The organism is Streptomyces yongxingensis, from assembly GCF_055597465.1.
Map to the genome: position 1 here is coordinate 3832645 of NZ_CM145717.1, position 15175 is coordinate 3847819.

Below are 15175 nucleotides of genomic sequence, written 5' to 3' on the forward strand. Positions count from 1 at the left end.
TTGTCGCGCGGGTCCCGCGCGAGGTCATGAACGTGAGGGGTTACTGCGGCGGGTTGCCGTGCTTGCGGGACGGCAGGTCGGCGTGCTTGTCGCGCAGCATCGCCAGGGACCGGATCAGGACCTCACGGGTTTCGACCGGGTCGATCACATCGTCGACCAGCCCCCGCTCGGCCGCGTAGTACGGGTGCATCAGCTCGGACTTGTACTCCTTGACCATGCGGGCGCGCATGGCCTCGGGGTCGTCCGCGTCGGCGATCTGACGGCGGAAGATCACGTTGGCGGCGCCCTCGGCGCCCATCACCGCGATCTCGTTGGTCGGCCAGGCGTAGGTCAGGTCGGCCCCGATGGACTGGGAGTCCATCACGATGTAGGCACCGCCGTACGCCTTGCGCAGGATGACGGAGATCCGCGGCACGGTGGCGTTGCAGTACGCGTACAGCATCTTGGCGCCGTGCCGGATGATCCCGCCGTGCTCCTGGTCCACACCGGGCAGGAAGCCGGGCACGTCGAGGAAGGTGACCAGCGGGATGTTGAAGGCGTCGCACATCTGGATGAAGCGCGCGGACTTCTCCGACGCCTCGATGTCCAGCACGCCGGCCAGCGACTGCGGCTGGTTGGCGATGATGCCGACCACCTGGCCGTCGAGCCGGGTCAGCGCGCAGATGATGTTGGTCGCCCAGCGCTCGTGGACCTCGAGGTACTCGCCGTCGTCGACGATCTCCTCGATGACCTTGCGCATGTCGTACGGCCGGTTGCCGTCGGCCGGGACGAGGTCCAGCAGCGCGTCGCCGCGCCGGGAGGCCGGGTCGTCGGACTCGACGGTCGGCGGGTTCTCGCGGTTGTTCTGCGGCAGCAGCGACAGGAGGTAGCGGACCTCCTCCAGGCAGGTCTCCTCGTCGTCGTAGGCGAAGTGGCACACACCCGAGGTCTCGGCGTGCACATCCGCGCCGCCCAGTCCGTTCTGGCTGACCTTCTCGCCCGTCACCGCCTGGACCACGTCGGGCCCGGTGATGAACATCTGCGAGGTCTCCCGGACCATGAAGACGAAGTCCGTCAGCGCCGGGGAGTACGCCGCGCCGCCCGCGCACGGGCCGAGCATCACGCTGATCTGGGGGATGACACCGGACGCCTTGGTGTTCCGCTGGAAGATGCCGCCGTAACCGGCGAGCGCCGAGACGCCCTCCTGGATACGGGCACCGGCGCCGTCGTTGAGGGACACCAGCGGCGCCCCGGCCGAGATGGCCATGTCCATGATCTTGTGGATCTTGGTGGCGTGGGCCTCCCCCAGCGCCCCGCCGAAGATCCTGAAGTCGTGTGCGTAGACGAACACCGTCCGTCCGTGGACGGTCCCCCAGCCGGTGACGACACCGTCGGTGTAAGGCTTCTTGGCCTCAAGACCGAACCCGGTCGCGCGATGCCGCCGCAGCGGCTCCACTTCGTTGAAGGACCCCTCGTCAAGCAGCAGATCGATCCGCTCGCGAGCCGTCAGCTTCCCCTTGGCCTTCTGAGCCTCGGTCGCCCGCTCGCTCGGGCCGCGCCGAGCCTGCTCGCGAATCGCGTGCAGCTCGGCGACGCGCCCGCGAACGTCACTCGCCTCAGCAGGCGCACCTTCGAGATTGGTCATGCAATGACGGTACGTTCCCGGACCCCCGGAAACGCATGTCAATTCCCTACAACGTCAAGGGCGTTTTGGTGGGCAGGCGGAACAGAACTGGACAGCGGCTTTCCCACTACCTGGTGTCCTAAAGGACTATCGGCCCTGTCGGCACCCCACAAACCTCCAGGCCGTGACCGTGCGAGGGGCGGGCTCGACCACCCGGATGGGCGGCGTCCGCCGGAGCGGCCGTACGGCCGGATCGGGCAACGGAGCACGTCGGCCGCGCTCCGCTCCCCGCACCCTACTCCGGCGGCCGCCGGAGCCGCACCATCCGCATGTCCCGCCGCCCGGCCGGCGTCACTCCTGCGGGTCCACCCCGGCCCGCAGCAGTCCGTAGGCGTAGGCGTCGTCCAGGGCCTGCCAGGACGCGGCGATCACGTTCTCCCCGACGCCCACGGTCGACCACTCCCCCTGGCCGTCCGCGGTGGAGACCAGCACCCGGGTCGTGGACTCGGTGCCGTGCTTGCCTTCCAGGATGCGGACCTTGTAGTCCACCAGCTCCATCGTCGCCAGCTGCGGGTAGATCCGCTCCAGCCCCACCCGCAGCGCCCGGTCCAGGGCGTTGACCGGGCCGTTGCCCTCCGCCGTGGCGACGATCCGCTCGCCCTTGGCCCACAGCTTCACGGTGGCCTCGTTGGCGTGGGTGCCGTCCGGGCGGTCCTCGACGATCGCCCGCCAGGACTCGACGCGGAAGAAGCGGCGGGGACGGCCCTCGACCTCCTGGCGCAGCAGCAGCTCGAAGGAGGCGTCGGCGGCCTCGTAGGTGTAGCCCGCGAGCTCCCGCTCCTTGACCCGCTCCACGATCCGGCCCACCAGCGCCCGGTCGCCGCCGAGGTCGATGCCCAGCTCCTTGCCCTTGAGCTCGATCGACGCCCGGCCGGCCATGTCGGAGACGAGCATCCGCATGGTGTTGCCGACCCGCTCGGGGTCGATGTGCTGGTACAGATCCGGGTCGACCTTGATCGCGGAGGCGTGCAGCCCGGCCTTGTGGGCGAAGGCGGAAACACCCACATAGGGCTGGTGAGTGGACGGCGTCAGATTGACGACCTCGGCGATCGCGTGCGAGATCCGGGTCATCTCCTCCAGGGAGCCCTCCGGCAGCACCCGGCGGCCGTACTTGAGCTCCAGGGCCGCGACGACCGGGAAGAGGTTGGCGTTGCCCACCCGCTCGCCGTAGCCGTTGGCCGTGCACTGGACGTGGGTGGCGCCCGCGTCCACCGCGGCGAGGGTGTTGGCGACCGCGCAGCCGGTGTCGTCCTGGGCGTGGATGCCCAGCCGTGCCCCGGTGTCGGCCAGCACGGTGCGGACCACCGCGTCGATCTGGCCGGGGAGCATGCCGCCGTTGGTGTCGCAGAGGATCACCACCTCGGCGCCCGCCTCGTGGGCGGCGGAGACGACCTGCTTGGCATAGGCGGCGTTGGCGCGGTAGCCGTCGAAGAAGTGCTCGCAGTCGAGGAAGACCCGGCGGCCCTGGGACCGCAGGTAGGCGACGGTCTCGCGGACCATCGCGAGGTTCTCCTCGAGCGTGGTGCGCAGGGCCAGCTCCACATGGCGGTCGTGGGACTTCGCCACCAGGGTGATCACCGGCGCCCCGGAGTCCAGCAGCGCCTTGACCTGGGCGTCCTCCTCGGCGCGCACCCCCGCCTTGCGGGTGGCGCCGAACGCCACCAGCTTGGCGTGTTTGAAGTCGATCTCGGCGCGCGCCCGGGCGAAGAACTCCGTGTCGCGCGGGTTGGCGCCGGGCCAGCCGCCCTCGATGAAGCCCACGCCGAAGTCGTCCAGGTGACGGGCGATGGTCAGCTTGTCCGCGACCGTGAGGTTGATGCCCTCGCGCTGCGCTCCGTCGCGCAGGGTGGTGTCGAAGACGTGGAAGCCGTCGTCGGGCAGATCCTTCATGGTTGGTCTGGCTCCTGTCGGATGGATCTCGGTCTACCGGAATATCCGGTTCCGCGCCCTCCTATGATCCCTCACGCTTCGCGTCCGGTGGGATGGTCCGGAAAACGAAAAGACCCCTCGCGGGTGCGAGAGGTCTGCGCGCGGGTCTGGGGCACGGTGGCCGCCTGTACCGGGTCGTACGGGCGGTCACTGCGGACCGGCGCGCCTGCTGCCAATAATCATGGCGAACGAGAGCACGGAGGCAGTCTGGCACATTCCGCCCCCGCGCTCTCATCCGTCTCAGGATGCGAACCCCCGGTGTCAACGAGGTGACGCCCGAAGGTCAGCCCAGGGGGTGCATCCAGCCGTGCGGGTCCGGGGCGGCGCCGGTCTGGATGTCCAGCAGCGCCTTGCGCAGCCGCATGGTCACCTCACCCGGCTCCCCGTCGGCCACCGTCCAGCTCGCCCGGGCGGACTTGACCGAGCCGACCGGGGTGATCACGGCCGCCGTACCGCAGGCGAAGACCTCGGTGAGGGTCCCGTCGGCGTTGCCCTCGCGCCAGTCGTCGACGGAGATCCGGCCCTCGGTGACCTCGTAGCCGAGGTCGGCGGCGATCTCCAGCAGCGAGGCCCGGGTGATCCCCGGCAGCAGCGAACCGGACAGCTCGGGGGTCACGACGCGGTTCCCGTACACGAAGTACAGGTTCATCCCGCCCATCTCCTCGATCCAGCGGCGCTCGATCGCGTCCAGCCAGACCACCTGGTCACAGCCCTGCTCGGCGGCCTGCGCCTGGGCGACGAGGGAGGCCGCGTAGTTGCCGCCCGTCTTGGCCGCGCCGGTGCCGCCGGGCACGGCGCGGACGTACTCCTCCGAGAGCCAGACCGAGACCGGCCGCACACCGCCGGGGAAGTAGGCCCCGGACGGGGAGGCGATCACCACGAAGAGGAACTCGTTCGAGGGCCGGACACCGAGCCCGACCTCGGTGGCGAACATGAAGGGTCGCAGGTACAGGGACTCCTCCCCGTGGCCCGGCACCCATGCCTTGTCCTGGGTGACCAGCGCGTCACACGCCGCGATGAAGGTCTCGACGGGGAGCTCCGGCATGCCCATGCGGCGCGCGGACGCCTGGAACCGCTCGGCGTTCTGGTCGGGGCGGAACGTGGCCACGGTGCCGTCGGGCCGACGGTACGCCTTGAGCCCCTCGAAGATCGTCTGGGCGTAGTGCAGCGTCATGTTCGCCGGGTCGAGCGAGAGCGGGGCGTACGGCACGAGCTGGGCCTCGTGCCAGCCACGGCCCTCCGTCCACTTGACCGTCACCATGTGATCGGTGAAGTGGCGGCCGAATCCGGGGTTGGCCAGAATCTTCTCCCGCTCGGCGGCGGGAAGGGGGTGGGAGGAGGGCTTGAGCTCGATCGTGGGCGTCGTCATGGCAGGTAGTCCTTCACCTTTGGTTGTGGCGGACCGCGCTCACACCATCCTGCCCGCAAGCGGTACTAGGACGTCCAAGCTCTTCTTCACACAGCGGCCCCACCGGGGATTATCTCCTAGGTGAGGCCGGGGAAGGAGCGTTGTGCAACGCGCGGCCCAAGGTCGATGGTCGCACCCAGCCGCGCGCTGGCACAGGCTGGGGTCAGCCGGATACTCGGGCGGCGAGCGCGTCGCCGATCTCGTCGGTGGTGCGCGGCGCGGCCGCGTCCCGCTCGGCGAGGTCCGCGGCGACGGCGGCCTCGATACGGGCCGCCTCGTCCCCGTAGCCGAGGTGCGACAGCAGCAGGGCCACCGACAGGACGGTCGCCGTCGGGTCGGCCTTGCCGGTGCCCGCGATGTCCGGCGCGGAGCCGTGGACCGGCTCGAACATCGACGGGAAGGCGCCGGAGGGGTTGATGTTTCCGCTCGCGGCGAGTCCGATGCCGCCGGTGACGGCGGCGGCGAGGTCGGTGAGGATGTCACCGAAGAGGTTGTCGGTGACGATCACGTCGAACCGCTCCGGCTGGGTGACGAAGAAGATCGTCGCGGCGTCGACGTGCAGATAGTCGGTGGTGACCTCGGGGTACTCCTGGCCCACCCGGTCGAAGATGTTCTTCCACAGGTGGCCGGCGTGCACCAGGACGTTGTTCTTGTGCACGAGGGTCAGCTTCTTGCGCGGCCGGGCATTGGCGCGCTCGTAGGCGTCCCGGACCACGCGCTCGACCCCGTGGGCGGTGTTGAGGCTGACCTCGGTGGCGACCTCGTCCGGGGTGCCGGTGCGCATCGAGCCGCCGTTGCCCACGTACGGGCCCTCGGTGCCCTCGCGGACGACCACGAAGTCGATGTCGGGGCGGCCGGCCAGCGGGCTCGGGGTGTTCGGGAAGAGCTTCGACGGACGCAGGTTGACGTAGTGGTCGAAGGCGAAGCGCAGCTTGAGCAGCAGCCCGCGCTCGAGCACGCCCGAGGGCACCGACGGGTCACCGATGGCGCCGAGCAGGATCGCGTCGTGGTCCTTCAGCGACTCCAGGTCCGCGTCCGGCAGGGTGTCGCCGGTGGCGTGCCAGCGCTGGGCGCCGAGGTCGTAACTCCGGGTCTCCAGCTTCACGTCCTGCGGAAGGGCGGCGGAGAGGACCTTCAGGCCCTGGGCCACGACCTCCTGGCCGATACCGTCACCGGGGATCACTGCGAGGCGAATGCTGCGAGACATGCCTGGACCCTACCGCTCGTCCCATTGATTGACATAGACGTTCCACCATTCGGACGGCCGCCCAGCGGCAATCGCCCGTTCACCCCCTGTACGGCGCACCGTTGACCGCTCGGGGGACATTCCGGTTCATGGACACACCACGGTTCGGCGTACCGGAGCGGCTCGCCCAGCGGATGACCATGGCGGAGCAGCACGAGTACCTGCGGGCCCGGCTCTCCCGCCGCCGGGTGCTGCGCGGGGGCGCCGCCACGGCGGGCACGGTCGCGGGCGCGGGGCTGCTGGGCGGGGCCGCGTGCACCGCCGGTGCCAAGCCGGCGCCGACCGCGAACCCGAAGCCGGGAGCCGCCACGGTGGACGGCGCGCTGGTCGCCCCGTTCGGCCGCCACCTGGCCTTCGGCGCCGATCCGCGGACGCAGATGCGGATCTCCTGGCAGGTGCCGTTCGCGGTGCGCAAGCCGTATGTGCGGATCGGCACCAGCCCGCTGGAGCTCACCCGCACGGTCGAGGCCGAGGTCCGCCATCTGCACACCCCGTCGCTGAGCGACAAGCTGCCCGCGGTCGACCAGTTCTATCTGCACGCCGCGGTGGACGACCTGCGCCCCGGGGTCACCTACTACTACGGCGTCGGGCACGCCGACCGCGATCCGGCCGAGCCGCGTCACTTCGCGTCCGTGGGCACCTTCCGCACCGCGCCGGACCGGCCCGGGACGTTCGTCTTCACCGCCTTCGGCGACCAGGGGGTGAGCTATGACGCGCTCGCCAACGACCAGCTGATCCTCGGCCAGAACCCGTCGTTCCATCTGCACGCCGGGGATCTGTGCTACGCGGACACCACCGGCCACGGCAAGAAGTCCGACCTCTACGACGCCCGGGTCTGGGACTCCTTCCTCGCCCAGACCGACTCGGTCGCGGCGAGCGTGCCGTGGATGGTGACGACCGGAAACCACGACATGGAGGCGTGGTACTCCCCCGACGGCTACGGCGGCCAACTGGCCCGCTGGTCGCTGCCCGAGAACGGCCCGGATCCGCGCAAGGCGCCCGGCGTCTATTCGTTCTCTTACGGGAACGTCGGCGTGGTCGCCCTGGACGCCAATGACGTGTCGTACGAGATCCCGGTCAACAAGGGGTACACGGACGGGGCGCAGACCCGCTGGCTGGACGAGCGGCTGGGGGCGCTGCGCGAGCGCCCCGGCATCGACTTCCTGGTGGTCTTCTTCCACCACTGCGCCTACTCCACCACCAGCGCCCACGCCTCGGACGGCGGGGTGCGGGACGCGTGGGTGCCGCTGTTCGACAAGCACCAGGTGGACCTGGTCATCAACGGCCACAACCACGTCTACGAGCGGACCGACGCCCTCCGGGGCGGCAAGGTCGCCCGCCGGGTCCCGGTGGAGGGGAGTGCCGACGCGGTGCGCGACGGGATCGTCTATGTGACGGCGGGCGGGGCGGGCGCGAAGCTCTACGAGTTCCCGGTGCCCGACAGCTACGCGGGGCACGTCAAGGACCTCGACGAGGTGAAGACCTACCACTGGAGCGCGAACGGCGAGAAGAACCGGGACAGCGCGGACTGGTCCCGGGTCCGCTACACCGGCTTCTCGTTCCTCGCGGTGGAGGTCGAGCCGGGCCCCCGCCCCAGGCTCACGGTCACGGCCCTGGCGGAGTCGGGCGAGCGGGTGGACCGCTTCGAGGTCACCCGGCCCCGGCGTCAGTGACCGGTCGCGCCGCCGTTGTCCCGGCGGTCGAGGGCGCGCTGGAGCGCGGCGGCCGCCTTCTTGCGGTCGGTGTCGTCGGTCTTGCGGCGGATCCTGCGGACAGTCGTCTCGGCCATGATCACATCTCCTCTGCTGAACCCGGTGAACGCCCGGGAGGAAGGAAAGCTCCCCGAGAAGGTGGCTGCCGGAAGGGGCGGGGGCCTGGGTGCGGCAGGGATCACCTGCGCGATGTGCACCGGCCGCGGCCGCCATCGCTGGATGCAGCGAGACGTTCGGCTTCCACAAAAGTAAGGCAGCGGAGCGTCAGTGTCTGCACAATTAGTCGGACGTCCTACTATCTGAGACGCGAACAGCGTGATATCAGCCACTGACCCAGGGTGATCACCTATCGGTGTCCCGCCGATGATCGAGGCCGACCCCCGTCCGACCTCGACCAACGGCGGCCGATCGCAAGTCCGTGGGCGTTCCCGCGCCTGGTTACCCACGTAAACTGCGGTAAATAGTGCCTACTTGACTGCTTGACGCTAGCACCGCCGCGTATCGGGCGTCCACAGATTTCCCCCTACGCGCCCCCGGACACCACCGCGCCCCCGGACCACTCCAGAGCGGTCCGGGGGCGCGGGTCGCCGGGCTCGAGGGTCAGCCCATGTGCGGGTAGCGGTAGTCGGTCGGCGGGACCAGGGTCTCCTTGATGGAGCGGGTGGAGGTCCAGCGCATCAGGTTCTGCTTGGCGCCGGCCTTGTCGTTGGTGCCGGAGGCACGGCCGCCGCCGAAAGGCTGCTGGCCGACGACGGCGCCGGTCGGCTTGTCGTTGATGTAGAAGTTGCCGGCCGCGAAGCGCAGCGCCTCACAGGCGGCGGCCGCCGCCGCGCGGTCCTGGGCGATGACGGCGCCGGTCAGCCCGTACGGGGCGGCCGACTCCATCTGCTTCAGCATCGCCTCGTACTCCTCGTCCTCGTAGACGTGCACCCCGAGGATCGGGCCGAAGTACTCGTCCTTGAAGATCTCGTTCTCCGGGTCGGTGGAGACCAGCACGGTCGGGCGGACGAACCAGCCCTCGCTGTCGTCGTAGGAGCCGCCGGCGACGACCTCGATCGTGGGGTCGGACTTCGCCCGGTCGATCGCCGCCTTGTTCTTGGCGAAGGCGCGCTCGTCGATGACCGCGCCCATGAAGTTGTCGAGGTTGGCCACATCGCCCATGGTCAGCCCGTTGACCTCGGCGGCGAACTCCTCCTTGAGGCCGTTCTCCCACAGGGAGCGCGGCACATAGGCGCGGGAGGCCGCGGAGCACTTCTGGCCCTGGAACTCGAAGGCGCCGCGGGTCATCGCCGTCTTCAGCACCGCCGGGTCGGCGGAGGGGTGGGCGACGATGAAGTCCTTGCCACCGGTCTCACCGACCAGTCGCGGATAGGTCTTGTAGTTCTCGATGTTGTTGCCGACCGTCTTCCACAGGTACTGGAAGGTCCGGGTCGAACCGGTGAAGTGGATGCCCGCGAGGTCCGGGTGGGCCAGGGCCACCTCGGAGACCTCCTTGCCGTCGCCCGTGACCAGGTTGATCACGCCCTTGGGCAGCCCGGCCTCCTCCAGCAGCTCCATCAGCAGCACGGCGGCGTGCGTCTGGGTCGGGGACGGCTTCCAGACCACCACATTGCCCATCAGGGCGGGGGCGGTCGGGAGGTTGCCCGCGATGGCGGAGAAGTTGAAGGGGGTGATCGCGTAGACGAACCCCTCCAGCGGCCGGTGGTCGGTGCGGTTCCAGACCCCGGGCGAGTTGGTCACCGGCTGCTCGGCCAGGATCTGGCGAGCGAAGTGGACGTTGAAGCGCCAGAAGTCGATCAGCTCACAGGGAGTGTCGATCTCCGCCTGCTGCGCGGTCTTCGACTGGCCCAGCATGGTGGACGCGGCGAGCGTCTCCCGCCAGGGGCCGGAGAGCAGATCGGCGGCCTTGAGGATGACCGCGGCACGGTCGTCGAAGCTGAGCGCGCGCCACGCCGGGGCCGCCGCCAGGGCGGCGTCGATCGCGTCCCGCGCGTCCGCTTGAGTGGCGTTGGCGTAGGTGCCCAGGCGGGCGGAGTGCTTGTGCGGCTGGACGACGTCGAAGCGCTCCCCCGCTCCCATCCGCTTCTGGCCGCCGATGGTCATCGGCAGGTCGATGGGGTTCTCGCCGAGCTCCTTGAGCTTGGTCTCGAGGCGGGCGCGCTCCGGGGTGCCGGGGGCGTAGGTGTGCACCGGCTCGTTCACCGGCACGGGGACCTGGGTGACGGCGTCCATGATGGCCGTTGTCTCCTTCGATCGTCGGGGGCGTCGGGGATTTACGAGGTCTGCGATCCCGAGAGCGGTCAGCGGCGGCCGACCAGCGAGCGCAGGAAGAATGTGAGGTTGGCGGGGCGCTCCGCGAGGCGGCGCATGAAGTACCCATACCAGTCTGTGCCATACGGGACGTAAACCCGCATACGGTGACCTTCCGCCACCAGCCGCTCCTGCTCGGCCACGCGGATCCCGTACAGCATCTGGAACTCGTACTCGTCCAGCTTGCGCCCGAGGCGGTGTGCCAGGTCCTGGGCGATGGCGACCATGCGCGGATCGTGCGAGCCGATCATGGGATAGCCCTCACCGGCCATGAGGATCTTCAGGCAGCGCACGTAACCGCGGTCCACCTCGCGCTTGTCCTGGTGGGCTACGCTCGCCGGCTCGTTGTACGCGCCCTTCACCAGCCGCACCCGGGAGCCTTCCCCGGCCAGCGCCCGGCAGTCGTCCTCGGTCCGGAACAGATAGGACTGGAGGACCGCGCCGGTCTGCGGGAATCGGGTGCGCAGCTCGCCGAGGATGGCGAGGGTGGAGTCCACCGTGGTGTGGTCCTCCATGTCGAGGGTGACCGTCGTGCCCGCCGCGGCGGCGGCCTCCACGACCGGGGTCACATTGGCCAGCGCCAGATCGTGGCCCCCGGGCAGCGCCTGGCCGAACGCGGAGAGCTTCACGGACATCTCCGCGCGCCCGGCGAGCCCCTCGGCGGCCAGCGCCTCGGTCAGCGCCAGATAGGCGTCACGGCTGCGCAGCGCCTCGGACCGGTCGGTCACGTCCTCGCCCAGATGGTCCAGGGTGACGTCCAGGCCGCGGGCGGTCAGCGACCGCACCGCCCCCAGGGACTCGGCCAGCCGTTCCCCGGCGACGAAGCGGTCCACCATGGGGCGGGTGACCGGCGCGGCCGAGACGATACGGCGGATGGCGGCACTGCGCGAAGCGGCGAGCAGCACGGGTCCCAGCACGGGGCACCTCCACGATGACGGCCGATGAACGGCATCGACAACTCACCGTGAAACTTAAGGATGGCGCGGATTGCGGACCATCGACAGCTGTCACGCATCCGTGGCCGGGATCTCAGACATCTGTATGAGAATGTGAGGGGTGAAAGCGGGAAGAGGCGGGACCCATGCGCGACGACTACCAGCAGCTGGTGGACGAGATCACGGCGGTGCTCCGGGCACCCGCGACCCTGGAGAACCGCGACTTCGCGCTGATCGCCTTCGGCGCCCAGGACAGCGAAGACAGCGATGGCACAGCGGAGCCCGCGCTGGACCCGGTGCGCACCCGCTCGATCCTCCAGCGCCGCTCGACGGCGGCGGTGCGGGCCTGGTTCGAGGCGTTCGGGATCGCCCGGGCGCAGGCGCCGCTGCGGATCCCGCCCGACCCGGCGGCCGGGGTGTTCATGGGCCGCATCTGCCTGCCCGTCCGGCACCGCGGGGTGGTGCACGGCTATGTCTGGCTGCTGGACGACGGCCATCTCGCCGATCTGGAGCTGGGCGGCCCGGCGGGCGCGCGGGATCCCCGGCTGGCCCGCGCGATGGAGACCGCGGACCGCATCGGGGCGCTGCTGGCGGCCGAGGCGCGGGCCGGTGAGGAGCTCGGTGAGCTGCTGCGCGATGTGCTGACCGGACCACCGGCCGGGCGGGACGCCGCCCGCTCCGGGCTGCGGGCCGCGCTGCGCGGAGCGGCCGACGGGCCGCTGGCGCTGGTGGCGGTGGTGCCGTGGACGCCGGGGACCGGCGAGGACGCGGACCACCCGGGCCTCCCCCATCTGCCGGGCATCGTGGCCGCGTGCGCACTGCCGGGGGACGCGGCGGCCGGGGCGCCCGGGGCGGGGCTGGCGGCGCTGGTCCGGCTGCGCGCGGCCTCCGCCCTGGACCCGGCCCGCGCGACGGCCGAGCAGCTGCTGCGCTCGCCCCGGGCCACGGCGGGCGGCAGGGGGCCGGGGAGACTGGCGCCCAGGGCCGCCGCCGGGGTCAGCGCTCCCCGGCGCGGACTGGAGGATCTGCCCGCCGCCTGGCAGGAGGCGCTGGCCGCCGCGCGGGCGGCCCACGCCGACAGCCACCTGGGCCCGGTCGCGGAGTGGTCCGCCATCGGCCCGTACCGACTGCTGGCCGCACTGCCCGCACTGCCGCCCGACGCCGCCGTACGGCCCCTCCTGGAGCCCGCGCACGCCGAGCTCGCCCGCACCGCCGAGACCTTCCTCGACTGCGCGGGCCAGGCCGGGCGCACCGCCCAGCGGCTGGGCATCCACCGGCAGACGCTGTACTACCGCCTCTCGCGGGTGCGGCAGCTCACCGGTCTCGACCTGGACGCGGGCGAGGACCGGCTGCTGCTCCATATGACGCTGAAGGCCGCACGTCTCGGGCCGCCCGGGCGCTGAACCTGAAGCCTGAGCCCCGAGGTCAGTCGGCGGGGGCCGCGGGGGCGTTGGGCGCCACGGGGGCGTCGCCGACGATGCGGCGCATCGCCTCGACGAGGTCATGGGCGCTGGGCATGAGGTCGGGGTCGATGGCCATCTGGACGACCATCCCGCTCACCAGCGTCATATAGAAGGAGCCCATGACCCGGGACGTCTCCTCATCCACATCGCGCTCGTCGATGCCGTGGATCAGCCCCACCAGCCCCTGGCGCCCCTCCGGTTGGGCCCGGCCGAAGGCCGCGCGCAGCTCGGGATCGTGCCGGACCTGGAGGATGGCCTCCAACTGGGAGCGCCACACCGCCTGGTGCTTGTCGAACAGCTCCAGCACCCGGGTCCACCGGGTCTCGAACCGCTCCCGCAGCCCGGTGTCCGGGCCCTCGCCCGCCGGGGCGTCCGCCTCGAAGGACCGCTCGACGTCATCGGCCCAGTCACTCATGGAGGCGAAGAGCGCCTCCCGCATCAGGGCGTCCTTGGAGCCGTAGTGGTAGCCGATGGAGGCCAGATTGGCGCCCGAAGCGGCCACGATGTCCCGCGCCGTCGTACGGGACCAGCCCTTCTCCTCAAGGCAGCGCTTGGCCCCGGCCAGCAGATCCTCTCGATGTCCCATGGCGCCAGGGTATCCCGGTCCCATACGGGCGTCCTAGACGATCGTTTCACACATTCGTCTTACACATCCGTCTTACACAATCGTACTAGACGCTTGTTTAAGACGCTCGTATAGTCCTCGCCATGACCTCGACTTCCACCGGCCCGCGCGCCGGACGCAGGGAATGGACCGCCTTCGTGGTCCTGATGCTTCCGCTCCTCCTGGTCTCCATGGATGTGTCGGTGCTGTACTTCGCGGTGCCGGCCATCAGCCGGGAGCTGCACCCCAGTGCCACCCAGCAGCTGTGGATCTTCGACATCTACGCCTTCGCCCTCGCCGGGCTGCTCATCACCATGGGGGCGCTGGGCGACCGCTTCGGGCGGCGGAAGCTGCTGCTGTTCGGGGCCGCGGCCTTCGGCGCCGCGTCCGTCGCGGCGGCGTACGCGCAGAGCGCCGAGATGCTCATCGCCGCACGTGCGGTGCTCGGGATCGGCGGCGCCACGCTGATGCCCTCGACGATGGCGCTGGTCCGCAACCTCTTCCTGGACGGGAAGCAGCGGGCCAAGGCGATCGCGATCTGGTCGTCGGCCATGGCGGGCGGTATCGCGCTGGGCTCGGTGCTGAGCGGGGTGATGATCGAGCACTTCTGGTGGGGCTCGGTCTTCCTGATCAACGTCCCGGCGATGGTGCTGCTGCTGGTGCTGGTGCCGCTCCTGGTGCCGGAGTTCAAGGACCCCGCGCCCGGGGCGTTCGATCTGCCGAGCGTGCCGCTGTCGATGGCCGCGGTACTCCCGGTGATCTACGGACTGAAGAAGATCGCCGCGGACAACGGCGTCGGGCCGATCCCGCTGCTGTCCATCGTGGCCGGTCTCGCCGTCGGCGCCGTCTTCGTACGGCGCCAACGCACCCGGCGCGACGCGATGATCAGCCCGGAGCTGTTCCACCACCGCGGCTTCGGCCCGTCGATCGCGCTCAACGCGCTGGCCACCTTCGCGATGATGGGCTCGGCCTACTTCACCACCCAGTATCTGCAGTCGGTGCTCGGCAAGGGCCCGTTGGAGGCGGCGCTGTGGAGCCTGGCCCCGTCCGTCTGCGTCGGCATCGCCGGGCCGGTGGCGGCCGCGGCGGTCCAGCGCGGTGCGAACCGGGCGTACGTGATCGGCGCCGGGTTCGTCACCGCGGCCATCGGCTACGGGATTCTGGCCCTGGCCGGTACGGACGCGCTGTGGACCGTGCTGATCGGCGCCGCCGTCCTGGCCAGCGGGATCGTGGCGGTGATGTCGCTGGTCACCGACATGGCGATCGGCACCGTCCCGCCGAAGCGGGCGGGTTCGGCGGCCGCGCTGCTGGAGACGGGCCAGGAGTTCGGCGGAGCGATGGGCATGGCGGTGCTCGGCAGCGTCGGCACCGCCGTCTACCGGAGCGACGTCAAGGACTCGCTGGGCGCCGGGCTGCCCGCCGACGCGCTCGACCAGGTGCGCGAGACGCTGGGCGCGGCCGCCGCGGTGGCGGGTTCGCTGAAGGGGCGGGCCGGGGAGCACCTGCTGGACACGGCGCGCGAGGCGTTCACCCACGGGATGCGGATCGCGTCCGGGGCGGGGGCGGTGGTCCTGGTGGCGGGCGCGATCCTGGCCCTGGTGACGCTGCGCCGGGTCGGCGCGGAGGACGCCGGGCCGGCGGCCGAGGACGCGCCCTCGGCCGGCGCGGCCGAGGCGGCGGACGGCGGCGAGGCGGTGCCGAGTCGCTGAGCCGCGCGCGTGACGCCCCTAGGGGACCCCATCGCGGTGGGGTCCCCTACGGGCTTACGCGCGCGGAGCGTGTTGGCCGCACCGACCCGTACGACGACGGCAACCATTCCCCGCCCGGCGGCAACCAGAGGACGGCGGCCGGACACGGCGGCCAGAGGGCTTGAGCAGCCACCCCACGCGAGAGGAGTGACGCACC

At 70.9% G+C, this 15175-nt stretch carries 11 protein-coding genes; 3 read left to right on the plus strand and 8 right to left on the minus strand.

Annotated elements, in window-relative coordinates; all coding sequences use genetic code 11:
- Window positions 1-40 precede the first annotated feature (40 nt).
- The 4 genes from ACZ6TD_RS16000 to ACZ6TD_RS16015 all read right to left on the minus strand — a co-directional run bounded on the left by ACZ6TD_RS16000 (window position 41) and on the right by ACZ6TD_RS16015 (window position 6207).
- Window positions 41-1624, minus strand: a complete 1584-nt coding sequence (locus ACZ6TD_RS16000) for an acyl-CoA carboxylase subunit beta (RefSeq protein ID WP_471354555.1) — start codon at window positions 1622-1624, stop codon at window positions 41-43.
- 330 nt (window positions 1625-1954) lie between these two features.
- A complete protein-coding gene (cimA, locus tag ACZ6TD_RS16005; RefSeq protein WP_471354557.1) occupies window positions 1955-3553 on the minus strand; it encodes a citramalate synthase in 1599 nt (532 codons plus the stop codon).
- A gap of 322 nt (window positions 3554-3875) precedes the next feature.
- Window positions 3876-4961 carry a branched-chain amino acid aminotransferase gene (locus ACZ6TD_RS16010; protein WP_471354558.1) on the minus strand — a complete coding sequence of 362 codons (1086 nt, stop codon included), beginning with the start codon at window positions 4959-4961 and terminating at the stop codon, window positions 3876-3878.
- Between the two features lie 202 nt (window positions 4962-5163).
- Complete coding sequence (locus ACZ6TD_RS16015; protein ID WP_471354560.1) at window positions 5164-6207, minus strand: 3-isopropylmalate dehydrogenase; 1044 nt, start codon at window positions 6205-6207, stop codon at window positions 5164-5166.
- A gap of 128 nt (window positions 6208-6335) precedes the next feature.
- On the opposite strand from ACZ6TD_RS16015, the gene ACZ6TD_RS16020 reads away from it, so the two are divergent.
- Window positions 6336-7919 (plus strand): purple acid phosphatase family protein, encoded by a 1584-nt coding sequence (locus ACZ6TD_RS16020; protein WP_471354562.1) that lies wholly within the window; start codon window positions 6336-6338, stop codon window positions 7917-7919.
- Here the strand turns inward: ACZ6TD_RS16020 and ACZ6TD_RS16025 are convergent.
- From ACZ6TD_RS16025 to ACZ6TD_RS16035, 3 genes are all read right to left on the minus strand, one after another.
- Window positions 7913-8035: a hypothetical protein gene (locus ACZ6TD_RS16025; protein ID WP_087684456.1), complete on the minus strand. Its 123-nt coding sequence runs from the start codon at window positions 8033-8035 to the stop codon at window positions 7913-7915. The two genes, ACZ6TD_RS16020 and ACZ6TD_RS16025, sit on opposite strands and share 7 nt — an antisense overlap.
- 523 nt (window positions 8036-8558) lie before the next feature.
- Window positions 8559-10190 (minus strand): L-glutamate gamma-semialdehyde dehydrogenase, encoded by a 1632-nt coding sequence (gene pruA, locus ACZ6TD_RS16030; protein ID WP_471354564.1) that lies wholly within the window; start codon window positions 10188-10190, stop codon window positions 8559-8561.
- 68 nt (window positions 10191-10258) lie between these two features.
- Complete coding sequence (locus ACZ6TD_RS16035; RefSeq protein WP_471354566.1) at window positions 10259-11185, minus strand: proline dehydrogenase family protein; 927 nt, start codon at window positions 11183-11185, stop codon at window positions 10259-10261.
- Window positions 11186-11349: 164 nt separating this feature from the next.
- On the opposite strand from ACZ6TD_RS16035, the gene ACZ6TD_RS16040 reads away from it, so the two are divergent.
- Complete coding sequence (locus tag ACZ6TD_RS16040; protein WP_471354568.1) at window positions 11350-12606, plus strand: PucR family transcriptional regulator; 1257 nt, start codon at window positions 11350-11352, stop codon at window positions 12604-12606.
- A gap of 22 nt (window positions 12607-12628) precedes the next feature.
- Here ACZ6TD_RS16040 and ACZ6TD_RS16045 read toward each other — a convergent pair whose 3' ends face one another.
- Window positions 12629-13252, minus strand: coding sequence for a TetR/AcrR family transcriptional regulator (locus ACZ6TD_RS16045; RefSeq protein WP_471354570.1), 624 nt, complete (start codon window positions 13250-13252; stop codon window positions 12629-12631).
- A 122-nt stretch (window positions 13253-13374) separates the two neighbouring features.
- On the opposite strand from ACZ6TD_RS16045, the gene ACZ6TD_RS16050 reads away from it, so the two are divergent.
- Window positions 13375-14979: an MFS transporter gene (locus ACZ6TD_RS16050; protein WP_471354572.1), complete on the plus strand. Its 1605-nt coding sequence runs from the start codon at window positions 13375-13377 to the stop codon at window positions 14977-14979.
- The last annotated feature ends 196 nt before the right edge of the window (window positions 14980-15175 follow it).